At 63.0% G+C, this 26,349-nt stretch carries 17 protein-coding genes; 5 read left to right on the top strand and 12 right to left on the bottom strand.

The genetic code is table 11. The features are described from left to right. Positions 1–80 precede the first annotated feature (80 nt). Both BV106_RS08425 and BV106_RS08420 read left to right on the top strand, forming a co-directional pair. The gene (locus tag BV106_RS08425) at positions 81–2,441 is read left to right on the top strand and encodes a glycosyltransferase (protein WP_038163342.1); all 2,361 of its coding nucleotides are present in this window, start codon (positions 81–83) and stop codon (positions 2,439–2,441) included. A gap of 5 nt (positions 2,442–2,446) precedes the next feature. Continuing rightward, positions 2,447–3,733, top strand: a complete 1,287-nt coding sequence (locus BV106_RS08420; protein ID WP_038163339.1) for a glycosyltransferase — start codon at positions 2,447–2,449, stop codon at positions 3,731–3,733. Here BV106_RS08420 and BV106_RS38195 read toward each other — a convergent pair. Together BV106_RS38195 and BV106_RS08415 are read right to left on the bottom strand one after the other, a co-directional pair. Continuing rightward, a complete protein-coding gene (locus tag BV106_RS38195) occupies positions 3,730–3,864 on the bottom strand; it encodes a hypothetical protein (RefSeq protein ID WP_265595452.1) in 135 nt (44 codons plus the stop codon). The genes BV106_RS08420 and BV106_RS38195 overlap by 4 nt on opposite strands. 112 nt (positions 3,865–3,976) lie before the next feature. Continuing rightward, the gene (locus BV106_RS08415; RefSeq protein WP_038163337.1) at positions 3,977–5,680 is read right to left on the bottom strand and encodes a glycosyltransferase family 10; all 1,704 of its coding nucleotides are present in this window, start codon (positions 5,678–5,680) and stop codon (positions 3,977–3,979) included. 138 nt (positions 5,681–5,818) lie between these two features. Between BV106_RS08415 and BV106_RS08410 the strand changes: the two genes are divergently transcribed. Then, positions 5,819–6,679 (top strand): alpha/beta hydrolase, encoded by an 861-nt coding sequence (locus tag BV106_RS08410; RefSeq protein WP_038163335.1) that lies wholly within the window; start codon positions 5,819–5,821, stop codon positions 6,677–6,679. Positions 6,680–6,731: 52 nt separating this feature from the next. Here the strand turns inward: BV106_RS08410 and BV106_RS08405 are convergent, their stop codons facing one another. Further along, positions 6,732–13,805 (bottom strand): autotransporter-associated beta strand repeat-containing protein, encoded by a 7,074-nt coding sequence (locus tag BV106_RS08405; RefSeq protein ID WP_265595451.1) that lies wholly within the window; start codon positions 13,803–13,805, stop codon positions 6,732–6,734. Positions 13,806–14,000: 195 nt separating this feature from the next. On the opposite strand from BV106_RS08405, the gene BV106_RS08400 reads away from it, so the two are divergent. Further along, positions 14,001–14,834, top strand: coding sequence for a hypothetical protein (locus BV106_RS08400; RefSeq protein WP_038163331.1), 834 nt, complete (start codon positions 14,001–14,003; stop codon positions 14,832–14,834). Beyond that, positions 14,831–15,070, top strand: coding sequence for a hypothetical protein (locus BV106_RS08395; protein WP_038163329.1), 240 nt, complete (start codon positions 14,831–14,833; stop codon positions 15,068–15,070). The genes BV106_RS08400 and BV106_RS08395 overlap by 4 nt, the downstream gene beginning before the upstream one ends. A gap of 46 nt (positions 15,071–15,116) precedes the next feature. Here the strand turns inward: BV106_RS08395 and BV106_RS08390 are convergent, their stop codons facing one another. From BV106_RS08390 to BV106_RS08355, 9 genes are all read right to left on the bottom strand, one after another. Beyond that, positions 15,117–16,088 carry a hypothetical protein gene (locus BV106_RS08390; RefSeq protein WP_265595450.1) on the bottom strand — a complete coding sequence of 324 codons (972 nt, stop codon included), beginning with the start codon at positions 16,086–16,088 and terminating at the stop codon, positions 15,117–15,119. Between the two features lie 65 nt (positions 16,089–16,153). Next, positions 16,154–18,283, bottom strand: a complete 2,130-nt coding sequence (locus tag BV106_RS08385; RefSeq protein ID WP_265595449.1) for a PSD1 and planctomycete cytochrome C domain-containing protein — start codon at positions 18,281–18,283, stop codon at positions 16,154–16,156. Between the two features lie 13 nt (positions 18,284–18,296). Continuing rightward, a complete protein-coding gene (locus BV106_RS08380) occupies positions 18,297–19,751 on the bottom strand; it encodes a DUF1501 domain-containing protein (RefSeq protein ID WP_051945421.1) in 1,455 nt (484 codons plus the stop codon). Continuing rightward, positions 19,748–20,458: an FCD domain-containing protein gene (locus tag BV106_RS08375; protein WP_038163324.1), complete on the bottom strand. Its 711-nt coding sequence runs from the start codon at positions 20,456–20,458 to the stop codon at positions 19,748–19,750. Before BV106_RS08375 ends, BV106_RS08380 begins: the two co-directional genes overlap by 4 nt. Before the next feature lie 184 nt (positions 20,459–20,642). Then, the gene (locus tag BV106_RS38190; RefSeq protein ID WP_265595461.1) at positions 20,643–21,344 is read right to left on the bottom strand and encodes an ABC transporter permease; all 702 of its coding nucleotides are present in this window, start codon (positions 21,342–21,344) and stop codon (positions 20,643–20,645) included. A 190-nt stretch (positions 21,345–21,534) separates the two neighbouring features. Next, entirely contained in the window at positions 21,535–23,427 is a 1,893-nt protein-coding gene (locus tag BV106_RS08370; RefSeq protein WP_081891614.1) for an ABC transporter permease, read from the bottom strand. Then, a complete protein-coding gene (locus tag BV106_RS08365; RefSeq protein ID WP_038163436.1) occupies positions 23,424–24,173 on the bottom strand; it encodes an ABC transporter ATP-binding protein in 750 nt (249 codons plus the stop codon). Before BV106_RS08365 ends, BV106_RS08370 begins: the two co-directional genes overlap by 4 nt. 600 nt (positions 24,174–24,773) lie before the next feature. Beyond that, a complete protein-coding gene (locus BV106_RS08360; protein ID WP_038163323.1) occupies positions 24,774–25,541 on the bottom strand; it encodes an ABC transporter permease in 768 nt (255 codons plus the stop codon). Then, positions 25,538–26,344: an ABC transporter ATP-binding protein gene (locus BV106_RS08355; RefSeq protein ID WP_051945416.1), complete on the bottom strand. Its 807-nt coding sequence runs from the start codon at positions 26,342–26,344 to the stop codon at positions 25,538–25,540. Before BV106_RS08355 ends, BV106_RS08360 begins: the two co-directional genes overlap by 4 nt. Positions 26,345–26,349: the final 5 nt, after the last annotated feature.

Raw genomic sequence — 26,349 nt, 5'->3', positions numbered from 1 at the left:
GGAGGAGGAGGGCTCAACTTTCACCTTGAATCCTCCAGGGGCCACCGCTAGGACGTGCAACGGCTTCCTCCGCTCCCTGCATGCCCATCCCAAAGATCCTCCATCAGATGTGGCGCGACGAGGCGCTGCCAGCGCGATGGGCCCAACTGAGAGCGACCTGGCAGCAACACCTGCCCGACTGGCAACACCGGCTCTGGACCGACGCCTCGCTCCGGGAGTTTGTCGCCGCCTGCTATCCGGCATTCCTGCCGGTGTACGATGGGTACAGCTCCGGCATCATGCGCGCGGACGCGGCGCGCTACCTGCTGCTGGATCATTTCGGCGGGGTCTATGCCGATCTGGACACGGAGTGCCTGCAACCGCTGGCGCCGCTCCTGGAAGGTGAGCGGCTGCTTTTCCCGCTGGAGCCGGAGGTGCATGTGACTTCCCAAATCTCCACAGCGGCAGGCATGCGCCAGATCGTGGGCAACGCCTGGATGGCCTCGGAGCCCGGGCATCCGTTTTGGAGACAGGTGGTGGTAGAGATGGAACGACGCCGGCACAACGCGGGGCCTCTGGATGCAACGGGCCCCTTTCTCCTGACCCACGTCACGCATGCCTGCGACAAGCCCGAATGGCGACCCAAGCTGCTGCCCAGTGAGACGGTGCAGCCAGCGACGAATCAGGATGTGGACTGGCTCAAGGCCAGGGAGCCAGGCTCGCCCCACTGGTATGGTCCGGGCACCTATGCCTTGCACTACTGGGACGGCACCTGGTGGCGGAAGGGGCATGAGCAGACACGTCTGTTTCTGCTGCGTTCGGCCTCGCCTCTGGTCTCTGGAATGCTCAATGAACCCAAGGCGCTCTCGACGGCAGCCGCCGCAGGATACCGGCCTCTGGTTTCCTGCCTGATGGTCACCGGCCGTCGGCGGGCTCTGGCAGAGCAGGCGGTGAGTGCCTTTCGACGCCAGACCTATGCAAACCGCGAACTCGTCGTGATCGATGATTCCGGGTTGGAGTTTCCGGAGTTCCTTCATGACGACGACGAGGGCCGGATCCGCTGGATCCAAGTCCCCGCGGAAGGGAAGCCACTGGGAGCTCTGCGCAATGTCGCGCTGGCCGAGGCGCGCGGAGGTCTGATGTGCCAGTGGGATGACGATGACCTGTCCAGCCCGGCAAGACTGGAACGGCAGGCCATGGCCATCTATGCCACGGGGGCGGATGCCTGTGGGCTGAACCGCCTGCAGATGTGGTGGCCCGCGCAGGGGCGTTTTGCCATTTCATCGAACCGCATCTGGGAATGCGCCCTGATGTGGCGACGCGGTGCCATCACGGAGTATCCCGAGCTGCGCGCTGGAGAAGACACCCCGCCGGTCCAGGAACTGGCTGGGAAGGGGCGCATCTGCATGCTGGATGCCCCCAACCTCTACACCTACATCTGCCACGGGCAGAACACCTTCTCCGAGGCCCACTGGGACTCACTCTGGAAGGCGGCCAGCCAGCGCTGGGAGGATGCCGCTTGTGAGACGAGATTGCGCATCATGCAGCCCGCGCTCCCGGTGCACGAGTATCTGCAGGCCGTGGGTTTGCCAGGACTTTCAGCCCCCCCTTCCCCGGCAATGTCTCCACAGCCTGCTTCTGTGGTCACCCCTGTCTCAGCGTCACCCAGCCGCTCCGCAGTCTCCATCACCCGGGAACTGCCCAAGATCTTGATTGCCACACCGGTCAAGGACGCCGTGCCGTTTCTGGATTCGTTCTTCGCCAACCTGCTGCGCACGGACTACCCCCTGGACAAGATCTCCCTGGCACTGCTGGAAAGCGACAGCCGTGACGCCACGGCGGCAGTCGCACGTGAGCATCTGGCAGCGCATGGCCACCGGCTGGCAGGCTCTCGCTTGCTCCAGCGTGACTACGGCTTTCAACTGAAGGGAGAACGCTCGCAACCCTCCCTGCAAAGGCAGAGGCGCACCGTGCTCGCCCAAAGCCGGAATACGCTGGTGGAAAGCGCGCTGGATGACGAGGCGTGGGTTCTGTGGATCGATGTGGACTTGCTGAAGTGGCCAGCTGATGTGCTGCTCAGGCTATTGGATTCAGGTCACCAGATTGTGTGCCCGAACTGCGTGAAGGGCGTGTATGGCGGCCCCTCATTTGACCTCAACAGCTTTGTGTTCAAAGACAAGGCGCTGCGCGACGGGCCCGAGCATCTCCTGGACGGGCTTTACCAACCACCCGCGGGACTGAGCCGTAACTATCTGGACGCGTTTCGGGATCAGGAGGAAGTGGAACTGGACGGGGTGGGAGGCACCATGCTGCTGGTCGAAGCGGACCTGCATCGCCACGGGCTGCGCTTCCCCGCCATGCCGTATCGCGGGTTCGTGGAAACTGAGGGCCTCGCCCAGATGGCCCAGGACTTCGGGGTGACGTGCTGGGGCCTGCCCAAGGTGGAGATCGTGCACCCCTGACCGCCATGGCCCTGCTGACACTCACCTCCACCGGCACGCTGGGAGACCACTTCCCCTTCCTGGCACTGGGACGAAGTCTGGTGGAGCGGGGGCATACCGTGAGATATGCGGGGCCGGAATACCTCCGGCTCCACGTGGAGAGCTGCGGCATGCAACTCCATCCCACTCGGCGCGAACAGGACCCCACCACGGTGCGAAACAAACCGGAGGCCTTTGACCACTGGCTGCCGGAGAAAGGAGGCCCTTCTGACGTGAGGGATCGCACCACCGGCGTGAACCAGCCGGAGCTGCATGATAAGCTCGGGTTCGATGAAATGCTGGAAGACGTGACGGCCGCCTGTGCCGGGGCTGACCTGCTGGTTTGCTCGCGACTTCAGTCGATCGGTCGCATGGTGAGTGATCTCGCCGGCATCCCGTGGATCACGGTCTGCGTGCTTCCCTGGCTCTACCCGGCTCCCGGCACGGCGGCGGCGGCAGGCATCGCCGCCCGCGAGGAGCGGGATGCCACCCAGCCGTGGACCCGCCGCTATCGAGACCGCATTCATGCGCTGCGGCGCCGACTGGGTCTTGCGGAGATCCCGGTGGCGGATGAGCGCGATCTCTTTGTCGCCCCCCGGGTGCTTCTGGCGACGCATCCGCTTTTTGGCGTACCCGCGGCGGAAACTGGCCGGGAAATTGTGCAAACGGGATTTTGGCTCCACGAACCTCCGCAATGGGAGGGGCGGGATCCGGCGGACTCTCTTGCAAACATTCTGGAGGGCCAGCCTGCGCCTCTGGTCCTGGCCTTCAGCAGCCAGCCGCTGGCCCACCCGGAGCGGGTGCTGGACCTGCACCTGCAAACCGCGAGACTCTTGCGACGTCCCCTCGTGGCGCAGGCAGGTTGGGCGGCCCTGCGGAGTGACGCCTTTCAAGCAGCCTGCACCAGAGGGGAGGCGGCCCTGCTGCCTGAAGGTCCCCAGCACCGGCTCTTTGCCCAGTCGGCGGCGGTCATCACCCATGGTGGCATCGGCACCGTGGCCCGTGCGATCACGGCGGGCGCCCCGCTGCTGATCGAGCCATATGGGAACGACCAGTTCTATAATGCCCGGCAGGTGGTGAGCCTGAGGCTCGGTGCTGCCGTGAACCCACACCAGTTGACCGCGCCGGCATTGGCCGAGGTGCTGAAGACCCGGGTGCTAACAGAAGAAAATCGAAGCCGGGCCAGTGAATTGGCGCCGCACTTCGATTCAAATTCGGCCCTGAAGACGGCCTGCGCCCAGATCGAGCGATGGCTGCACCGCCAGCCTGACTAAACGTTGGTCAGGGGAGGCACAGTGTTCACCACGTCCACCTCAAGGATCGCATCCAGTTCTTCCAGGCTCAGATCAAGCTTGGCTGGGACGGCGGCGACGGTGGTGAAGTCTGCAGGGCTGTCGAATTCCATAGTATGAATCGTTGAAGGTCCTCAGGCACGTAACGGGATCGAGGCAACCCGTCAAGGCAAAGAGATAATACCACGAAATTATCGACAAGAAACAAAATAGGCGTTCGCCCTGTCATTTTCGACCCGGTCCACGCGTCTGGTCGATCATGAGCGCAATTTTTTCCATTAGCGAAAGCCGATCCACCTCCCGCTCATAGATCCGCTTGAAGGAGGGGGCGACCTGTTTTTTCCAGGTGAAATAGCTCTGATAATGCGGGGTGGCACACGCCGTCACTTTGATTTTTGCCGCCAGTTGCGCAGCGCTGTCGGCGGATGAAATCTGCACAAACGCCCCAGGGCCAGGCGCATACTCCTCGATGTTGGGTGCGCCAGAATAGATGGGCACGCATCCCGCCACCAGACAGTCGTACCATTTCTCCGAGACATAATCATCCTGGAGGCAGTTTTCGATGGCCAGACAGAACTGGTACTGGCGCAGCACCTCCAGTTTGGCCCCTCTCCCAATGGGCGGTGCCCCGGGCTGATTGTGATGCCACTGTCCAAAGTGATGCACTGGCAGGTGCCTTTCCAGCAACGTGATGAAACGCTCCCGCCCGGAGAGGGAGTGAGAATTGGACACAAAGGCGCAGACCAGCTTCTCAGGGTCCTTGGCTGGCGGCGGCTGGAGGGTCTGGGCGAGAGTGCCGGGAGAGGCATAGGTCATCTGGAGATCGGCCCAGGCATGGTAGGACAGCAGCAGATCCAGCGAGGCCATCCGCGAGGGATCCGCCTGGCTGGGATAATAACCATCCGGCTCCATAGTCACCCCCACCCAGATCTGCCGATCATGGCGGGGCAACCTCGTCCAGGCCGGAACCTGCGGGAGATGAAAGACGACCATGTCTGCCTGACGGATCTGGCGCGGATCTTGAGTTATTTCAAAGTCCCCTGAGGCGCACCTCAACTCCTCTGCCCCTGGCCACACCGGATCATGATGATCGGCGAAGAACAACACCTTGGGGATCGCGGGCAGTCCAGCGACGCGGCGCGCAAAGCTGGCCTCCCGGCCATGAGCGAGATGCCACGCCACGGCCGCCGCGGGAGTGGCGTGGAATGTTGGCACTACCTTCAATCGCAGGCAGGCATCGTCTGGGGCGGTCCGTGGGGCTTCCTGCACCGCCGGCTGCCTGACTCGGGATGTCGCGCCCTCTGGGTGGCGAGCGTAGGCGAGCCAGGTGCCCTCCACGTGGTGAATCTGACCGCCGAACTCGTGTTCATCGAGATCGTTGACCGCAGCAAAGACCTGCCTCCCCGGCTCATCAATGACCTTGTAGTCATGCCAGATGATCCACCCACCGGGCTTGAGGATTTGCCGAGCGTGCAAGGTGTCGGCAAACACCGTGAACTGCTCATGGCTGCCATCCACAAAGACGATGTCGAACTGCTTTTGCGCTGCCAGCGCCTCCCAATTGAACGTGCGCGAATTGCCGTAGTGCTGGACGAAGGAGACGCCCGCCTCGACGGCGAAACGGCCAATCTCTTCACGTGGCAGAATTTCGCTCGCCATCTGCCTGGGGAGGTGGGCGAGCTGCTCCGGGAGGACATTCAAGGAGTGAAGTTCCAACTCAGGCACCATCGCATGAAAATGGCGGAGCCCGGCCCCCCGATGGGTGCCAATTTCAAACAAAGAGGCCCGGGATGCCGCTTCTCCCACGGCCCGGCGCACCAATCCGCAAAGGCATTCGCATTCGAGCGCTGAACCAAACCCTGCTTCGAGGGGCTCCGAGTAGGGGCTGGGATAGGGCGTGCGCAGTTCAGCGGCCGGGACACGGATCATGCGGACTAGTGGCGTTTTCTCCGCCGCTGTAAAGAATCATCCGAGCGCTCCGTCACGAGTTTGCCCGTCATCTGTTATGGGCTGCACAATCCTGCCTCTGGCGACCGTTACGGTTCTCCACGAATTGATCCACTCTTCATGAAACTCGCACTCCCAGCCCTCTTCCTGGCCGTCACCTTCACCACAGGCACTCTGCTCAGCGCCGAGCCCAGCCACCCCGCCGAACTCCCCCTGTGGCCCAATGGAGCCCCGGGCTCCGAGGCGCGCCGCAGCGAGCCAGAGAAGCTGGACGGCAGCAATGTCACCAACGTCCACAACCCCACGATCACGCCTTACCTTCCCACCAAGGACAACACCGGTCTGGCCGTGATCATCGCCCCTGGTGGCGGTCACTCCAAGCTCTGCCTCGGGCATGAGGGTTATGCCCTGGCCGAGTGGTTTCAAGACCACGGCATCGCCGCCTTCGTCCTGAAGTATCGTCTGGCACGGGACAAAGACTCCAACGGAGCCTACACCATCCAGGACCACGCCATGGCCGACACGCGCCGGGCTCTCCGCATCGTCCGCAGCAGGTCCCAAGAGTGGGGCATCAAGCCGGACAAGATCGGCATCATCGGCTTCTCTGCCGGGGGTGAACTGGCCGCCTTCTCCGCCATGAAGTCCGACTCAGGCGACGCCAGCTCGGCCGATCCCGTTGAAAAAGCCAGCAGCCGCCCCGACTTCCAGGCCCTCATCTACCCCGGCACCTCCAATCTCTTCACCGTGGAAAAAGGCATGCCCCCGCTCTTCATCGCCTGCGGCTACGGCGACCGCCCGGACATTGCGGAAGGCATGGCCAGCCTCTATCTCAAATACAAGGCCGCCGGCGTGAAAGCCGAGCTGCACATCTACAGCAACGCCGGCCACGGCTTCGGCTACAAGCCCGGCACCACCACCGCCGCCGGTGCCTGGCCCTTCCGCTTCCGTGAATGGCTGGTGGACAGCGGGTTTTTGAAATAGTTGACCCGCATTGAATCAGGTCCGGCGGCAACATTCCGCCGGACCTGGTATTCTATCGGCGAGGCCGGCGGCGACCGATGCACATCACACCAAGCCCTAGGAGCAGGAGCATCGCCCGGCCCGGCTCAGGGACGACCACGGTGATGGTGCCGTCAGTAAGGAACTGGCTGACATCCCAGTAGCGGGCCAGGGCGCTGAGGTCTGGCAGGTCAAACTGGAGGCCGGTATCCTCACTCCCATTGCGGAAGTTGGTGCCCACGTTGAAACTGGCGCTCATGAGTCCTGCCCAATCGAGGAGATTGTAGGTGGTGCCGATGGCGAAGGCTTGATCAAAGGCGTTGCCAGTCAGAGAACTGGTCACATTCAGGTTGCCAGTCAGCGTGAGTCCACCGCTGTTGACCACGTTGATGCGATCATAGCTGGAGGCACCTTCGATCTGCAAGACCCCGCTGCCGCCTACGGCCAGGTTCAAGCTGCCAACATTGAGAGTGCCGGTGCTGGCACCCCCATTGTCACCAGGACGAACAAAGCCGGAGGTGACCGTGACCGAACCTGCGGCCAGACCAGAGCCAGCGATGGATGCCGCAGCCCCATTCACCGTGATGGCACTGCCGGATGCGGTGGAACCCACGCCCCCGTGACCGACTTGCAACGTACCCTGGTTGATCGTGGTGGTGCCGGCATAGGTGTTCACACCAGAGAAGACCTGGGTGCCGGCACCGGTCTTCACGACGGAGAGGAGACCGCCGCCAGTGCCATTCTGGAGCACGCCGCTGAAGTTGATCGAAGTGCCATCGCTGCCCAATGTCAGGGTGGCCGAAGTGGTATTAGCGTCTTCCACGGTGCCAGCGCCTGACAACGATCCGAGAGTGACGGCGTTTCCCGCGAGTCGCAGAGTGGCCCCAGCATTGACAGTTGTGGCCGAGTTCACGCCGAAGGCGCTCGTGTTACCCGCGATCAACGTGCCTTTATCCACTACGGTGGCCCCGGTGTAGGAGTTTGCGCCGTTCAGAGTGAGCGTGCCGTTACCCGTCTTCGTGATGCCTCCGGAAGTGTTCGCCGCCGTGGAGACCGTTCCCAACACCGCCCCCGTGCCGCCCCCGCCCGTCAGCGTCACCGTGGGCGCACTGGCGTAGCCCGTGCCTGCGCTGGTGATGGTGATGCTGGCGATCTTGAACGTGCCATTACCCGTGCCGTCATCCACCATATTGGCAACCGCCGTAGCACCCGTGCCCGCCCCGCTGATGACGATGAGCGGAGGCCCCACGTAGCCGCTGCCGCCGTTGGTGACTTCAATCGTGGAGACCCCATTCCCCGTCGGAGCCGCCAAGACTTGGCCGACGGTGGTATTGATGTTGTTGGTGTCGATGGTCACCCCACCGGAATAGATATTGGCCTGGGTGAGCCCCGTCAGGAAAGTAGCTGCAGCACCCGTGCCCGTCGCGACTCGGAGCGTGCCGCCATTGAAATTCACGATGCCGGTGCCAGTTCCTTTCGTGATCTGCCTCGTGATATACAAGCCGCCGTTCAGGTTCAGGATGCCAACATCTCCAGCAGCCTGACCCAAGGTGGTGATGCCGTTGATCGTCATCACAGCCGTTCCCGCGACGGTTTGCTCCCCTCGAATACCTCCAGCGCTGTTCGTGGCGCTGTTGTACCCGATACGGTTTGAAACGGCGGTGACCGTGCCGCCGGTGAGGTAACCGATACCGGTGGAGTTGGAGAAGCCGCCGGTGCCATTCCCCCCCACTTCCAATCCATTGGAAATGAGAATGTTAATGGACCCACCAGACTGGTAGAACACTCCGTTGGAATAGCTGGCACCACCTCCCATGCGGAATCGAACGTTTCCCCCATTGGAATCGGAAATGGTGCCACCGCTCATGCTGAAGAAGCCGTAGGAAGATGCGGTTGCTGTGCCCCCCAGGCCCAGGTTGATGTTATTGTTCATCACCACATCACCACCCGATTGGTAAAGAGCCCCATTGGCCCCTTCTCCGTTGCCGATCCCCAGAGCCGTGCTGGTCCCTGTAAGGCTGGCACCGCTCAGAATGTTCAGGATGGCGCGGGCATTTGTCCCCGTGGCCACGGAAATTCCGCCCAGATAGCTGCCCGAGAGATTGACCCGACCTGCATTGACAGCCAGCGCCCCTGTATTGGTGTTGGCACCAGAGAGGGTCAATGTCCCAGTACCGTTCTTCGTTACGGCACCCGCTCCACTGAGCGCTCCAGAGATTACCATATTTCCTGAACCAGTCGCCGTCAGGGTGAAATTGCTGTTGAAGACCACCGGCCCGCCGATGGAAAGCGTATTGCTGCTGTTGTTGGTCCAGGTCTGGGGCGTCGCCAGATTCAGTCCGGCGTTCAGGGTTACCGCGCCGGCCCCTGCGGTCACGTTGATACCCCCTGCCGCCGAGATCGTGAGGATGCTGCCGTCGTCGTTCAACGTGATACCACTGGTGTCACTCACGGTCAGCGAGGCGATGGACATGTTGGCTCCTAGGACCATGTCTGACTGATTGCTGGAACCAGTGGCGGAGAAGTGGATGGCCGCCCCCAAGCCAGGAACTAGCGCCGTCGCCCCGGTTCCGTCGGAGTTCGTCACCCAGTTGCTGGAGGTGCCGTCAGACAGTGCCCAGACGTTGTTTCCGATACCCAGTCCCCCTTTCCAGTAAGCGCTCGTGAGGGCCGCGGTGCTGGCAACGTTGACGCTGATGGTGGTATCCGTGGCCTGGAAGGCGCTGACGGTGGCATTTGTGAGGTTGTAGTAGGCAGCCGAGTACGTGGCACCGCCAGACGTCAATCCGCCACCGGTGGTCACTAGGTTGTGTTTACCGGCAGCGGCCGTGACGCTGGGCGTGAAGTACACCGCCACCTTCACCACTCCGCTGGCAATAGCAGTGGCGGAACTGCTGATCACATTCTGCGAGAGCGTGCCGGTCAACGTGGTCCCGATGGTGCTGCCACCTTGCAGATTCAGAACGCCAGTCCCCAGATTCAGCGCCCCGTTGGACACCGGGCGATACAGGAAGCTTGCTCCATTGGCAATGGTGAGCGCATTGTTGGTACCCAAGGCCCCGGAATTGGTGGCCATCAGCAATCCACCATTCACGGTGGTGCCCCCAGAGTAGGTATTGACTCCAGAAAGGATCACGGTCCCGCTCGTGTTCTTGGCCACGCCGACGGTTCCACCCAACTTGGCACTGACAGTGCCTGATCGAAGGTCAAAAGCGCTGGTGCTGGTGAGTGTACCAGCGCCGGAGATGGTCCCGGAATCAAGGCGCACGCCTGCCAGGGTCTGGTCAAAAGTCTGAAGGTTAAAGGAGCCCCCTGCCACCACCAGGCTGCTGGCCGTGTTGATCTGGGCTGACTGCATCAATTTCACCGAACCCCCGTTCACCGTGACGTTCCCGGCAATCGACTGGGTGCCGGTGGCATTCAGCTGCAATTCGCCAGCATTGACGACGGTCGTGCCCGCATAGGTGTTGGCTCCTTCAAACACCAGGGTGCCTGTGCCAGTCTTCGTCAGGCCACCCGCCCCGCTCAGGATCGCGGTGCTCTTGATCGTGGCGGTCTGAGTGCCGCTGACAGCCCACGTGTGCGTTCCTGAAACGTTGCCCGTGTTGTTGAGCACAATGTTAAGCCCACCGGTGAGACCATTCACCACCGACTTGCCATCCACCGTCTGGTTCGCGCCCGCGATGTTCCCGATCGTGCCATCCACCCAGTTGAAGTTGATGGTGGCCGTGTCTGCTCCGGCCCCTGTGCCCACGGCACCTCGCTCAATGGTCGTGGCATAGAGCGCGCCGCTGTAGAGGTTGAAACTGCTGGTGATGGTCTGGGCCGTGGCGGTGGCCAGTTTGTTGGCCAGGGTGAACGTGGTGGCGGTGATGCTGCCCCCATGCAGGTTTAGTGTGCCGATGGCATTGCCCGAGCCATTGCCGCCAGTGACGGCATTCTGCTGACCAATGACAATGGAGGTGGCGTTCATCGTGCCCAGCCCCATGGAGAAAGTCGCCGTGGTGGCGGTGCCCGCCGCGCCGTTGCGGGTGTTCTGCGCGATCATCAGCGTGCTGACCATCGCGTCCAGCGTGCTCCCGCCCGTCACTCCCCCCACCAGATCCACGGTGGAGGTATTCCCAATCACTCCCGAGTCGTGAATACCCATGACGATGGCCGCCCGGTCTGAGTCCGTTCCCCCAGTGCCCCGGATTTTCAGCGTCGGGCTGTTAAGCGCCTGGAAATTCAACATCGATGTCGCCTTGCCCACTCCCACCTCTATCGAGCTGGCATTGATCACCGTGGTCTGCCCCATGCTCACGATGCCAGTGTTGGGAGAGCTGTTTCCCGATGACACCGGGCTGACCGAGAACTTCGCGGCAGTGATCGTGGTATTGGCGGCCATCAACAGCGTACCGGCGGAGCTCACCGCAGCGCCGATGTCAGCCCGGCCCCCAACGCTGAAAGTGCCGGCAGTATTGACATAGTTGAAGGTGCCCAGCCCCGTCATGTTGACGGTCGTGGGGTTGGCCCCCGTGGAACCCACGCCACCCCCACCGACATGGAAGTTTCCCGCCGTCACGTTCAGCGTCCCGGTGGCCCCCGTGATGACGTAGTTGTTGGTGCCGGCGATTCCGAAGGTCATGCCCCCAAGGGTCTGGTTAGTGGAACCAACGTTCAAGGTGCCGCTGCTCCCGGTGAAATTGACCACGCCGCCTCTGTAGAGCCGGTCGTTGCCGCCGCTCAATGCCAGGGTGCCAGCTGCAATGTTGGTGCCACCGGTGTAGGTGTTGGCCGCAGTCAGTTCCAGGGTGCCGCTCCCCAACTTCACCAACCCCAGGACATTCGGCCCGTTGTCAGTGTTGGAGAGAGCCGTGCTGTAGACCACCGTGCCTGCAGCATTGGTGGTGTCCAGCCCAATGAACGACCCGCTCTGGAAACCGCCGGTCGCCGTGCCCAGAGAGCTCAACTGATCGATGTCCTGCACCGTGAACTCTCCTGCACCTCCGACATTGAAGGCAGCCGTGGCTCCAGAGGACACCACCAGATTGGTGCTGGTCCACTTTGACGTGTCGCCATTGTAAAGACCAGCGCGTGTTGCGAACAGCATCATGCCGGCCGTGATCTCTGTGCTTCCCGTGTAGGTGTTGGCCCCTTGGAAAATCAAAGCGCCTGTGCCCGTCTTCCGGAGGCTGCCAGCCCCGGATAGGGTGACCGTGTTCTGGACCGTCGAGGTTTGCGTCCCACTTACGTTCCAGATATGTGTGCCGGAGACGTTGCCGGTGTTGTTCAGCACGATGTTCAAGCCGCCGGTGAGTCCGCTCACTGCTGTCTTGCCGTTCACAGTCTGGTTCGCACCACTCACGTTGCTGATGGTTCCGTCCACCCAGTTGAAATTGATGGTGGCCGTGGCCGCGCCGGCTCCGTTGCCCGTCCCACCCCGCTGAAGGGTTGAGACATTCAAGGTGCCGCTGTAGAGATTGATATTGCTGGTGATCGTCTGCACCGCCGCGCCGCTGAGCTTGTCCGCGAGGGTCAAGGTGGCGGCCGTGATCGTGCCGCCGCGCAGGTTCAGCGTCCCGGTTGCAGCCCCGGAGAAGGTGTTGACTCCCGTCAGCGCCGCCTGGCCGCCCACGACAATGGTGGTGGCGTCCAGCGTGCCCAGCGCCATGCTGAAGGTCCCGGTGGCGGCCTGCCCCAGGCCGGTGTTGTTCCGGTTGTTCTGGCCGATCCGGAGGGTGCTCACTTTCGCATCCAGCGTGCTGCTGATGGTGCCTCCATTGGTGAGATCAAACGTGGACACCGCCGCGGTGATGCCGCTGTCGTTGGAACCCACAATGATCTGGGCACGATCCGCGTCGGTGCCACCAACGCCACGGATTTTGAGAGTGGGCGCGATGAGGTTTTGAAAATCAAGCAGGGCTGTCGTCTTTGAATTGCCCACATTGATGTTGGTGGCATTGATCGTATTGGTCTGCCCCAGGTGAACTGTGCCGCTGTTCAGGGAATTGATGCCCGTCGAATAGTGCGCGACGTTGAAGTTGGCAGCGGTGATTGTGTTGGTAGCGGCCAGCGTCACCGTGGCATTGCCGGTATGGGAGGCGGAGTTGGTGTTGGTGGTTCCTCCAACCGAGAAATTCCCCGCCGCTCTGAGGTAGGAAAAGCTCCCCAGACCACTCATATCCACGTTTTGTACCACAGACTGCAGGGCGTCGCTTCCGGCAGTTACCACGAAGTCTGACCCGTTGACCGTCAGTGCGCCTCCGGCACCTTTGATCACGTGTTGCCGGTTCGGGGTGCCCGCCAGGAAAGTGAGCCCTGCCAGAGTCTGGCTGGTGGCACCCAAGTCGAGGGTGCCGGATGCCCCATTGAAGCTCAACGAGCTCGTGCCAAGCAGTCGGTTGTTTCCTCCACTCAGCGCGAGTGTTCCCTCAGAGATGGCTGTGCCACCGGTATAGGTGTTGACTCCGTTCAGCGTCCAGGTGCCCGCTCCGCTCTTGACGAGGGCCAGGCTGGAAGCACCTCCGTTTCCGATGACTCCTGAAACCAGGTTTGCCCCCGTATTGCTCCCCCCGAGCGCGAGCGTCTCCGTAGCGGTGGTTGTCCCGGCAGAGATGTCACCGGCTACGACCAGGGCATTGGTGGAGGATGTCGTGTCATTGCTGATGGAGAAGATGCCGGCCGTCGTGGCAGACTGGGGCGCGAGCAGCAGCGGTGCGTTGATCGTGAACGTCTTCCCTGTGCCTGCCATAGACGACGACACCGTGATGGATCCGCCATCCCCCATCGTCAGGCCATTGCCTCCCAAGGTGCCAAGCGCGAAGGTGCTGGCGTCGCCGGTAAAAAGAATGCTGCTCAGAAACGCCGCGCTGGAGAGCGTGACATCCCCCGTGACAATGCTGAAAGCAGCCACATCACCTGCCCCTGGTACTCCAGCCGGACTCCAGTTGGCGGCCGTGTTGAAGTCTCCTCCCAGAGGTTGGTTCCATTGAATCAAATCCGCGGAAACCGTTCCTAAACTGATGCCCATCCCGGCCAGGACGAAGGTGGCCGTTTTTAGAAGAGGGCTGGAGGCGCAAAAGGATTTGAAGCGACGGAGGACCGACGCAAGCGCAGGCTTGAGCATGGAGTCTTTGGGGGGCTTGAGGGGGATTTCGGGGGACGGGCGAAGCAGCAAACGGTCTCAGTTAATCAGTGATTGCCAAAAATCTGCCCAAATTCCTCGGTTCGTAGGCAGTCTCCCCGAACTCTGGGAATCTCAGCCTACTTTTCCCGTGCCTCCCTTGCCCTCTCCGAGTAAGATGGCCCGCTCTCCAGCCACATGCCGTCCAAAGATTCCAACACCACCCACGCTCCCCTCACTTTCCAGTGGGACGAGCCGGTGCGGCAGGGACGGAGGCTGGGTTTCTGGGTGTTCATGGTCATCGTGGGCCTGACGGTATTCTTTTATCTCTTTCAGGTGGTTTACCCCCAGACCCAGCGGTTCACCCCAGTGCCCCAGCAGGTGATCGTGCTCAATCCAGCGGATCCGGCGGCCATGGCACTGCTGAGCCGGGTGCAGGATCGCGATTATCTCCTCTTGCCTTCCGACTCCGACGCCTCGGCTGGCCCCTCCCTCCAGGAGCACGCCCCCGTCTTTCACCCCAGCTTTGAGGGGCATCAGCTCCGTGCGCTCGACCTGCCGTACAAGGCCTTCACCGTGCCGCCAGCGCGTCTGCTGAATGTGGACAAGACCGTCCTGCCTCCCCTGGACTTGAGTGAGCTCAAGTCTCCTCCCGCAGAGAAGCGAGACGGGACGGTTTCCGCCCCGCCCGCCGGAACCAAGGCCAAACTCTCCGTCAGCTTTCTGGGGGATCTCGCCAATCGTCCGCTCGTGAAGCAGCCGGATCTCTCCCTGCTCTCTCTGGAGTACCCCGAGTCCTGCCGCTACCAGCTCGGCGTGGATGCCGAAGGCCGGGTGGAGTTCATCCTCCCCATCAGCGCCTCTGAAAAGCCCGATCTCTCCCCGAAAGCGAACGCCCAGGTGCTAGACCAGTTGCAAGTGCTGCAGTTCCAACCCCTTGCAGCCACTGCGCCAGCCGACAAGAAGCCCGCTTCGCCCTCCCCCACCTGGGGAACTGCCGTGCTTCACTGGGATGCCCCCGCCACGCCATGATTCACGTCTCCCTCACCACCCTGCTGCTCCTAGGCATGGCCGTGGGCATCACCTTCCTCGGCGTGATCTGGCTCATCGCCGTGTGGATGGAGCGTCGGGATGAAAGCCGCGCCCGGGAGGATCTCGTCCTCTGCCGCATCTGCGGTCACATCTACGAGAACGCCGAGAAGAAGCCGATCACCGCGTGCCCACAGTGCGGATCGCTCAATGAGGCACGTCGCCCGAAACCCATCTAGCTCAGGGGCGCTACGGCCCCCGCACGCCCAGCAGTCCGAACGGCACTTACCGACCTGCTTCCGAGACAATTGCGACAGGATCGGTCGGAGCGGCACCCGCCTTCATCTGGCCAATACCCAGACCCAGGCCCAGCAGGCCCAGTAACACGAGGGCTGCGGCCGCCAGAGGAGCCCCTTTACCCGAAGGCGAGCCTCCATCCTGGTCCCCCTCCAGCAGGAAGGATTCGTGCGGTTCCGCTGCGTTGTCATCCTCGTCATCGAAGAGCGTGGATGAGGGCGAAGCAGGAGAAACAGAAGCGAACGCGCTGGCTCCCATCGCCGAGGCATCTGGAAGAAATTGGGTCGAAGACAGAGGTGGCGGGTTCAGCGCCTGGATCAAGGCAGCCACATCGACCGACATCGAGGGCGGGACAGGCATCTCCAACTGGGGAGCTGGCGGGAAATCCGACAGGAAGGTAGCCACCACCGGGGCCAGATCTCCCTCCAGAGCCACCTCTCCCATGCTCGCGGGAGAGGAAGCATCCGTCGTCACTTCAGGTGTGACCGCCGCCAGAGCGACATCCTGGAGGCCAAACCAGACGGTCTCCCCCAGTTCATCAGTAGAGCGTGAACCGCTATCGCCACCTTCCCAGACCAGAGGGGCAAAGGAGGGATTGGGCAAGGTCAGCTCCGCTGCAGGAGCCTGAATGAAATGAACCTTCGGGGTGAGGTCCGTGCTGGTGATCGCGGGTTCGGGCTCTGTCACCACAGGATCCGCTGGCAATGCGGTCAGCGACGCTGGCTCTGAGGCCGTCGAGAGATCTTCCGAAGCGGGGGCGACAGGCTCTCCCTCCAGCTCGCGCCGTTGTTTGAGCAACTGGTAGCCTGCCACCGCAGCCACACCGAGGCCGACCAGGAGGCCCCACCGGGAACGGCGGCCTATGGCGACACCAGCAATCAATGCACCCACCGCGAGCGCGGCTCCACCCAACACGACGTTGGGCGCGGATGCGGCTGAAGTTTGGGGGACAGACGACATCGCGGGCATCATAAGGGGATGTTAAGTATCTGTCACCCCTCTTTTTTCAGGATCCCTCCATCGGGTCAATCCACGAGGATGAACTCGTTCGCATTCAGGAGCAGGCGGCACAGCTGTGGGAGCCCATCCCGATCCACCACGGACCGAGCCAGGGCGAGCTCAGCAGCACCCGGCGCCCGTTGCAGCACGAGTTCGAAGGCCCGCTGAATGTGGAACTCCGGTGAGGCACCCGCACCCGGGCTTTGCTCGATGCGACGGGCCAGATGTCGCGCCTGCTGTAGCATGAACTCGTTGTTCAGCAGGGAGAGCGCCTGCAAGGCGGTGGTGGTGGTGAGGCGCGCCGGAGTGAGATTGGCGGGATCCGGACAGTCCATGGTGGAGAGGAACCGCTGCGGCGTGGTTCTCACGATGAAGCGGTAGATGCTGCGACGCCACAAGCCCGGCCGATCGGCGGTGACATGCTGGTAGATGGGGGCATAGGCTTCCTGGTAGGTGAAGTCCTGGTAGCCCGGTCCACCCATTGCGGCGTTCAGGCAGCCCGAGGCCGTCAATACCGCATCGCGCAGAGACTCGGCATCCAGCCGGCGGGGATTCATGCGCCAGAGGAGTCGGTTCGATGCATCAACGGAGGCTCCGTGTACCGTGCCGCTCTGCTGCTGATAGGCACGGCTGGTGACCAGCAGGCGGTGCAGGTGCTTCAGGCTCCAGCCGCAACGTTGCAACTCCCCTGCGAGCCAGTCCAGCAGCTCCGGATGCGATGGCGCGCCCCCACCCCGCCCAAAGTCGCTGGGTGTGTCCACGATGCCTCTGCCAAAGTGGTGATGCCATAGCCGGTTCACCATCACCCGGGCAGTGAGCGGATTGGCCGGATGAACGATCCACTCCGCGAGCAGGCGACGACGCTCACCCTCCGGCGTGGCATCATTGCCAAAGTCCGGGACCGCATGCCCGGAGCAGGACAACCCGCCAGGCGTGACCGGCTCCGCAGGAGACTCTGTGTTACCTCGCACCAGAACCTGCACCGGTGCCGGAGCCTTCGCCACCGGCCCATAGAGCTTGCCCCCAGTTGGCAGCGGGCGTTCACCCCGCTGGGTCCCGGCAAAGACGGCCCAGAGCCGGTAGTAGTCCGACTGGGGGATGGGGTCGAGTTTGTGATTGTGGCAACGGGCGCAGTTGATCGTGAGCCCCATCGTCGCGGTGATCACCTGCGTGACCATGTCATCCAGGTCATCCGCCCGCGCCCCCCGCTTCAGCACCGGGCTAGGGGTCTCGTCATGGCCGACCTTGTCCCACGGCCCTGCGGCGAGGAACCCGGTGGCGATCACGGCATCCCGGTCTTCAGGAGCCAAGACATCCCCGGCCAGCTGCTCCCTGATGAACTGGTCATAGGGGAGATCGCGGTTGAGAGCCTGGATCACATAGTCCCGGTAGGGCCAGGCGTGCTCCCGCTTCTGATCCCGCTCAAAGCCGTGCGTATCCGCGTAGTGAGCAATGTCCAGCCAGTGCCGTGCCCAGCGCTCACCATACCGGGGAGACGCCAGATAGCGGTCCACGAGCCTTTCATAAGCATCCGGACGAGAATCTGCCTCGAACCCGGCCACTTCCTCCGGTGAAGGGGGAAGACCCAGAAGGTCGAAGCTCAAACGACGGATCAACGTACGCCGGTCCGCTGGCGGGGAGAAGTCCAATCCCTGCACGGAGAGCCGCCCCCGGAGAAACGCATCGACAGGGTGACTGGCCGCACCACCGGGCACCGGCACCACCTTCACGGGCTGGAGCGACCACCAGTCTCCCCCGTCCTGCACTTTCTCCTTCAAGACCAGATCTTCCGGCCACAGAGCGCCCTCCGCAATCCAGCGACGCAGGATCCCCACCTCCGCCTCGGAAAGCCGGGGCGCATTCTTCGGCATCTCCGCCTCCGGTCCTGCCACCATGGTGAGCAAGCGGCTCCGGTCCGGTCGTCCGGGTTCGATGACCTTACGCCAGCCTTCCACACCCAAGGTGTGCGCGCGCCGCTGGAGGGAGACCTTGTCCTTCTGCACATTGGGTCCGTGACACTCCGTGCAATGAGCCGTGAGGATAGGCGCCACTTCCTTTGCAAAGTCCACCGGAACCTCGGCCTTCAGCGCCCCCATCGCTGCCGCGAGAAACAGCCCTGCCAAATGAAGTTTGGATTTTGAGATTTGATTTTTCATGCCTCGCCCCTGCCTATGTCACGATCCCGTGAATCACCTCCCCGTGCACATCCGTGAGGCGGCGGGAGATGCCATTGTGATAAAAACTCAGCTTCTCATGCGGGATGCCCAGCAGGTGCAGTGCGGTGGCATGGAGGTCATAGCTGTAGGTGGGAGACACCTCCGCCTTCCAGCCCATGGCATCACTCGCCCCGTGGCTCACGCCCCCCTTGATACCGCCGCCTGCCATCCAGGCGGTGAAGGCGCCCGGATTGTGATCGCGACCCCGGTTGTTTCCTTGAGCAAAGGGCTGGCGGCCAAACTCCGTGGTGCAGATGACGAGCGTGCTTTCCAGCAGGCCGCGGGATTTCAGGTCCAGCAACAGGGCGCTGGCGCCGGAGTCCAGCACCGCACCCCAGTAGCCGTGATCCCGCACGATGTCTTCATGCGAATCCCAGTTGGGACGGATCTTCTTGGCCGTGGTGTTCTCCGCGCCGCAGTACACCTGGACGAAGCGCACGCCGCGCTCCACCAGGCGACGCGCCAGCAGGCACTGCCTGCCGAAGGGGCCCGCGTCCGGATCTTCCAGTTGATAAAGCCGGCGGGTGGCCTCCGTCTCACCCCGCAGCTCCGTCACTTCCGGAGCGCTCAGTTGCAAACGTGCTGCCAGTTCATAGGCCGCGATGCGCGCCTCCAGCTCGGTGTTGCCAGCCCGCTGCTGCAGGTGACTCCGGTTCAGATTCTGGAGGAAGTCCCGGCCTGCCCCCTCCATGGGTGCGGCCTCGGTTGCAGGAAACAAATCCGTAATCGGGTCCTTCCCCGCCGCCGTCTCCAGCACCGTGCCCTGGTGCACCGCCGGCAGGAAGCCCGCCCCCCAGTTGATCACCCCGCCCGGGGGCAGGCCGCGGGGATCCGGCAGCACCACAAAGGCGGGCAGGTTCTCATTCTCGCTGCCCAGCCCGTAGGTCACCCAGGCCCCCATGGCGGGGAAGCCCGGCAGGATGAAACCGGAGTTCATCATGAACATGGCCGGGCCATGCAGCGCCGTCTTGCTCTGCATGGAGTGAATGAAGGCCATGTCATCCACACACCCGGAGAGTCGTGGAAACAACGAGGACATCCACCGCCCGCACTCCCCGTGCTGACGGTACTCCCAGAAGCTCTTGGTGTAGTTGCCCGCCTTGCCGGAGAAGAAGTTCTTGCCATCCGCCAGGTCAAAGGGACGGCCATGCAGGCGCTCCAGTTCCGGCTTGTAGTCCCAGGAGTCCACGTGACTCATGCCGCCGGGGCAAAAGATCTGGATAACCCGCTGGGCTGGAGCAAGCTTCGGGGAGGGACGGGAGGCCAGTGGAGACACCAGACTGGCGGCCTCCAGCTTCCCAGCCCCCTGGAGCAGCGAGGCCAGGGCCACACCGCCCAGTCCACCGCCACCCTTCCAGAGGAACTCACGCCGGGAACCGGTGCTAATCGTTGAGTGCGGTGATTTCATCGCTCCACAAGGTTGCGCTGCCCTTCCAGGTGGCTCTGAAGATCTTCCAGGGCCTTTTCAATATGATGCCGCATGGCCCGGGCCGCCGCAGGGCCATCGTGGAGCAGCACCGCCTCCAAGACACTCTGGTGATGACGGATGGCCCGCTGCACCCCTGCCTGGGTGATGGTGGCCTCACGTGACGCCCGCCCCAGATCAGCCAGGGTCTCGAGTACCAGGCAAAAGACCTCGTTGGCACTGGCTCGGGCCAGGGTACGATGAAAGTTCACGTCCGCCTCCACGGCCTGCGGCAGGGTCAGATCCGGCCGCAGCGCCGCGTGAGCTTCCCGGAGCTCTTGCAGTTGGGCCTTGGTGGCCCGATGCGCGGCCAGGCGAGCCACCTCGGGCTCGATGGCCAGACGGGCCTCCAGCGACTGCCTCAGCCGCTCCGGCTCATCCGGCACCCGCAGGGTGATGGAACTGTTGAGCGGCTGATGCAGCCGGTCCGCCCGGCGGATGCCGATGCCGTGCCGCACCTCCACCAGCCCCTGCAGTTCCAGCCGTTTCGTCGCCTCCCGCACCACACTGCGGCTCACCCCCAGTTGTTCCGCGAGCTGGCGTTCCGCCGGCAGCCACTCCGATGCCCCCTCCCTTAGCAATTCCTGGGCGAGCTGCTGACTGACCGTTTCAACAAGTGACTGAGGCCGGGCAAGGGTGGAGAGGCTCATGGAAGTTACGTGGTCGGGTGGTCTGACCAGTATCTACGGTATGCCGAATCGCAGGTTATCAAAAACTTCAAACTTCAAACTTCAAACTTCAAATCTCAAATCTCAATCCCCAGGATAAAAGTGGGGGGGTGTGTGATCTTGGTTCTGATTTGGAATTTGAAGTTTGAAATTTGAAGTTTGGATTCTAAAACCCTCCCCTGCCCTGCTGGAGCAGATCCAGGGGCTTGGTGCGCCCGATGGAGATCGCGGGCCAGAGCGCGGCGAGGCTGGCGAGAACCAGCACTGCGGCCAGACTGCTAAGCACCTCCGGCCATGGGACGACGAGGTCCGTGTCCATGCCGCCAAAGAAGCTGATGTAGCGCGATATCCCGGCCCCGCACCATCCCGAGAGCGTGCCAAATACGAGGCTCAGCCCACCCGCGACCACGCCGATCAGCACCCCCTCCGCCACCACCAGACGCACCAGCATGCTGCGGGTGTAGCCGACGGAGCGAAGGATGCCGAAGTCCCAACGCCGCGCATGCACGGACGCGAGCAGGGTATTGAACACCCCCACCGAGGTGATGAGCAACACCACCACCGGCAGGCGGCTCAGAACCCAGAGCCATTGCCGCGAGTGGGCGTTCACGATGTCCCGGATGTTCTCGATCGTATGCAGTTGCACATGCGGCAGGTCGTCGCCTGCAGGCGGGTCGCCCACCACGGCGGGTTTGCCGGAGGTGGTTTCCAACAACCTCCGGGCGGCCTCCTCCACGGCGTCCCTGCTGGTTTGGGCCGGATCCCAGTTCAGCCAAACATACGGTGCAGCCTGGAACTGGAAGTCCTGCGCCACGGTCGCGTAGTCGGCAAAGATCAGGGCCGCAGCCCGGTGGGTGCGGGTGCGCATGCCCGTGGGCTTGGTCTGCCAGTGCCAGCCCGGCATCTTCACCGAGGCGGCTATGATATAGGAGACCGGCTGTCCGGGACGTTCCGGTGGCACCAACTCAAAGGAGTCCCCCAGCTTCAAGCCGGACTCCCTCAGAAAGTGATCGGGCACGATGCAGCCCCGCCCCTGCCGGAGCAGCTTCACAGCCTCATCAGCATTTCCTTGAACCCACTGGAACTTGAACAGCGGCGCGCTCCCGCCAAAGGCGCGTGCCGCATCCGCCCCGACGATGACCACGCTGTCCTGGCGCACCACGGTGGCGCGCTGCGCGCTGCGGGTGAGATCTTCCTTGAGCCGGGGCTGCTCCACCACCACGGGCAGGGCCTGGGTGATGCCCTTCCAGACACTGACCTGCGCGGCTGCTCCGGGCTCCAAGCCGCCAGGGCGGAAGGCGATCATTGCATCCGGTGCCCAGCTCCCGGGGAGAAATCCGCCCAGCATGGTGTGCCCCCCACACGTGAATGCCGATGAGGAGACCGAGCCCGACGCTGAGCGCCACCGCGGTGGCCAGGGTGCGGGACAAGTTCGATGAAATCTGACTCACCAGCAGTCGCGGAGGGATGCGCAGGATGCCGGCCAGCAGCGGGCTCAGGCTGCGGTCCACCAAGTGCACGAAAGCGGGGCTGCACAGCACCACGCCGACAGCCAGGCAGGACAATCCCACCAGCAGATAGACGACAAACGGCTCCTCATCACCATGCGGCAGCACTCTCGCCATGAGCGGATACACCGAGATCAGCAGCAGGCCCGCGCCCAGCCAAACAGGCCGGATGCCCCGCGGGGCGGGTTCGGCGAGCTTGCCCATCGCATCCAGCGGGCGCACTCGCATGGCCCGGAGCGCCGGCCAAGCAGAGGCGAGCAATGCCCCGCCAAAGGCGCACACCGCCGCCAGCACCAGACTGAATGAGCCCACCACCGCCCCGTCCTCCAGCAGTCCTGGCGCTGTCGCCACGGCGGCTTTCATGAGGAGCCAGCCGCTCGTGCAACCGACGATGTACCCCACCGCGCCCAGCAGCAAAGCCTCCACCACCACGAGCAGGGCGGTTTGCGCCCGTGTGAGCGCGACCGCCCGCAGGATGGCGAGCTGCCGGATGCGTTCCGTCACGCCCATGTTCAGCGTGCTGAGGATGATGAAGAACGCGGCCAGCATGGAGACCGCGGCGGCCATGTGCCCCTGAAACTCGAGATTCTCCGCCGAGGCGCTTTCATCCAGCGCCTCCTCAATGTCATGCGCCTCCTGGAACTGGCACGGCGTGGCCAGGGCACTCAACCGGGGCGACCACTGGAAGCGGAACGGGGTGAGATCCGCCCCCTCCTTCAAGCCCACCCCGATAAAACTGATGCGTGAGGACTGACCGGATGCCTGCTCCAAAAGCTTTGTGGAGACAAACAACCCGCCCACGGCGGGAGTCATCGTCTGCGACTTCGCCACGGAGGCGCTCCAGCCAGACACATCCGGGCTGCTGACCAGCCCCACCACACGAAGGCGCTGCTGAAGTTTCCCTGAACCCAGGACCAGTTCATCCCCCACGCGCACCCCTGCTGCCTCCGCCGCCGCCAGACTCAAGACACCCTCTTCCTTTAATCCGTCGGACATTTCAATCCACCGCCCCTCCACGAGGTCAAAAGGCGCGGCGTCCGCTCCCGTTCCGACCACCGTGCCCGGCAGTTCACCGCGACGCCCCGCGACGGCTGAAGGCTCCGCATGAGCCACCGCGATCTGGAGCGCCCACATGGGATCTGCCACCCGCACGGCTGGATCAGAGCGCAACAGCGCGACCGCGGCCTCCGGCACGTCCTTCTGCGCCGGGGCCGGGATGACCCCGGGTGCCACCTGACTGAAGTGGCTGATGGGCGCAACAGAGAGCTCATACCGCCCCAGCGCGAGGTTCGCATACTCATCGAACGTCTTCAGCAGCGCATCGTATCCGCTTACCACCCAGATCACCATGGCCGCCGCAGCCGCCGTGGCCATGGAGGTGAGGCTGAGACGCAAGGGATGCTCCCTGACATGGGCCCACGACAATCGGAGGATCGTTCTCATGCTGCCGATTGAAGTGCGTGTTCATAGGCCAGAGCGACCGCTTCCGCGCCGGCATTGGGGGTTACAGGAAACTCGGAGAGACACCGGCCGTCCTTGAAAACCACCACCCGGTCCGCCCACATCGCCACGCGAGGCTCGTGGGTCACCATCACCGTGGTGCGCCCCTCCCGCGTCACGAGATCCCGCAGGACCTGGCAGAGCTCCTGGCCCGTGCGTGAATCGAGACTGCCCGTGGGCTCATCCGCCAGCACAATGGCGGGCTCCATCATGAGGGCCCGGCCAATGGCCACCCGCTGCTGCTCCCCGCCGGAGAGGGCATCCGGCCGATGATGCCGCCGGTCCAGTAATCCCAGGCGCTGGAGAATGGCCTCTGCCCGCGTCTTCACATCCGGCAACTCCATGGCAGGGAGCTGGATGTTCTCCTCTGCGGTGAGACTGGGGATGAGGTTGAATGCCTGAAACACCATGCCCACCTGCTTGCGGCGGAATCGGGTCAGAGCAGCATCAGAAAAGGAAGCCAGGTCCTGCCCGGCCACGATCACCTTGCCCTCGTTCACATCCGTGAGGCCCGCGATGGCATGCAGCAGCGTGCTTTTCCCCGATCCGGAGGCTCCCATGATGGCCACAAACTCTCCGGATCGCACCGTGAGATCGACCTGATGGAGTGCACGGATCTGCCGCGCCCCCTGAGTGTAGATCTTGACGAGGCCTTGCAGCCTGACGGGGTGATCACTGGATGCGCTCATGATGGATTTGTCGGTCGGAGAATGGGGTTTCAATGAATCACTGAACCGCACCAAAACGGGCATCGCTGATGCGATTCGCAGAAACTATCAAGGGGCCTGCCGTCGCTTCAATGCTGGTAAGTTTGGCGCTGTGAGAAGGCCATGTTTACTTATTTCATAGGCGCAATTCAGGGCGATGTTTAACCGAGAATCCTCCAAGGGGGGATCGTTTTCACCCCATGTAATACCAATGAGAAACCGAGGTCACAACTGATTATTGCAAATGAGTCTGCATCGCATTAATTTTCGTTCCCGCTAAAGCATCGTCGGCTTGAGCACAGGAGGAAGGCGGTAGGGAGAGGCTCCAAACACACCTGGCTACCGTCTGGGATGCCTTCGGCATGAGACGGCGGATGCGAAAAGTAGTGCCAGGCTTCAGCCTGGCGTTGCATGACGGGAGTCGCGGAAGTTGTTTCCCAAAGCTTCTGCCACGTCCAGCTTTGGTGGTAGTTGTTCGTAGTACAAACAGAGCCTCGCCAGCGGCAGCTGAAGGCAAACAGAACACCTCCCCGCATCCTGAAGGCATGCCAGAGAGGTGTGCAATGACGCCAACGCCTACACTTACGCCTTCGCGGTGCCCCAGCGGTGATGCAGGAAGCGCTCCCACGGGGAGAACAGAACCTTGTCTGCGAGCAACCCGATGAGCACGATCACGAGCATGACGCCGATGACCTGGTCCATGGAGTTCAACTCACGGCCGAAGTGCAGCAGGTGGCCGAGGCCGTAGCCCGTCAAGATGGTCACGTAGATCTCCGCCGCCATGAGGGAGCGCCAGGCGAAGGCCCAGCCCTGCTTCATGCCGCTGACCACATAGGGCAGCGAGGCCGGAAGAATGACGGAGCGCAGGGTGTGAAACCCCTGGGACCCCATGGTGCGTGCCGCGCGCACATAGATGGGCGGCAGGTTGCGCACGCCGTTGTCCACGGCGATCAAGACGGACCACAAGGTCCCCATGACCACGACGAAGAGCATGGCGGCCTCACTCTGGCCAAACCAGAGCAGGGCAAGCGGCACCCAGCACACGCTGGGCAGCGTCTGCAGCCCGAGCGCGAGGACGCCGACGGTGTCACTCAACCAGCGGCTGCGGGCCGTGAGCAGGCCCATGGGCAGGCCGAGGAGGCACCCGATGGCATAGCCGATAAGCAGACGCTTGCTGGTGACCCAGGCGCTCTCCGCCAGGGAGCCATCCAGGATGGCCGCCCAGAGGTAACGGCCCACGGTCAGGGGTTCAGGAAGCAACACCGGGGACCAGATGCCCGCAGCGCAGACTGCCTGCCAGATGCCCACCAGCCCTGCGAAGAAGGCCACAATGATCAAAACTCGCTTCATTCTGCAACCTCCTGGGCGACGTGGTGGCTCTTGAGAGCACGCGTGATTTCTGTGGAATGTGCGGCGAGCTCCACGCTGTTGATGTCCCGGGGCCGGGGCAGCTCGACCTTGAACTGCTCGCGGATGCGGCCGGGGTTGCGGCTGAAGAGGACCACCCGGTCCCCCAGGCAGACGGCTTCACGCACGTTGTGGGTCACGAAAATGATCGTCTTCTTGCGGGCCGCCCAGATGCGCTGGATGTCCGTGTAGAGCTGCTCGCGCGTCATGGCGTCCAGCGCGGCGAAGGGCTCATCCATCAGCAGCACGCGGGGGTTGGGAGCCAGGGCGCGGGCCAGGGCCACACGCTGCTTCATCCCGCCGGAGAGCTCGTGAATGTTGGAGTGGGCAAAGCGCTCCAGCCCCACCAGCTTCAGATAGTAGGCCGCCACATCCTGGCGCTCCTTTTCGGTCAGGCCCGGCTTGAGCCTGAGGCTGAACATGACGTTTCCCGTCACATCCAGCCAGGGGAACAAGGCATGCTCCTGGAACATCACCATGCGATCCCGGCCTGGACCATTCACGGGGTTGCCATTGGCCAGGAGCCGGCCGCTGTCTGGCTTCTCCAGACCGGCGATCAGGTTCAAGAGGGTGCTCTTCCCGCAACCACTGGGGCCCACCAGGCAGACGAATTCGCCCTCCCCCACTTCGAGGCTCACATTGTCCAACGCCTGCACCTTCCCGTTCCGGGAGGAGAAGGTTTTCGACACGCCCTCAACAATGAGTTTGGCTGGCGCGATGTTCTGAAGTTCATCGGTTACACTCATTCTGG

It is taken from the genome of Verrucomicrobium sp. BvORR106, assembly GCF_000739655.1.
Lineage (GTDB): Bacteria > Verrucomicrobiota > Verrucomicrobiia > Verrucomicrobiales > Verrucomicrobiaceae > Verrucomicrobium.
The sequence above is the reverse complement of the archived record's forward strand: the minus strand, read 5'-3'. Positions and strand labels throughout refer to the sequence as shown.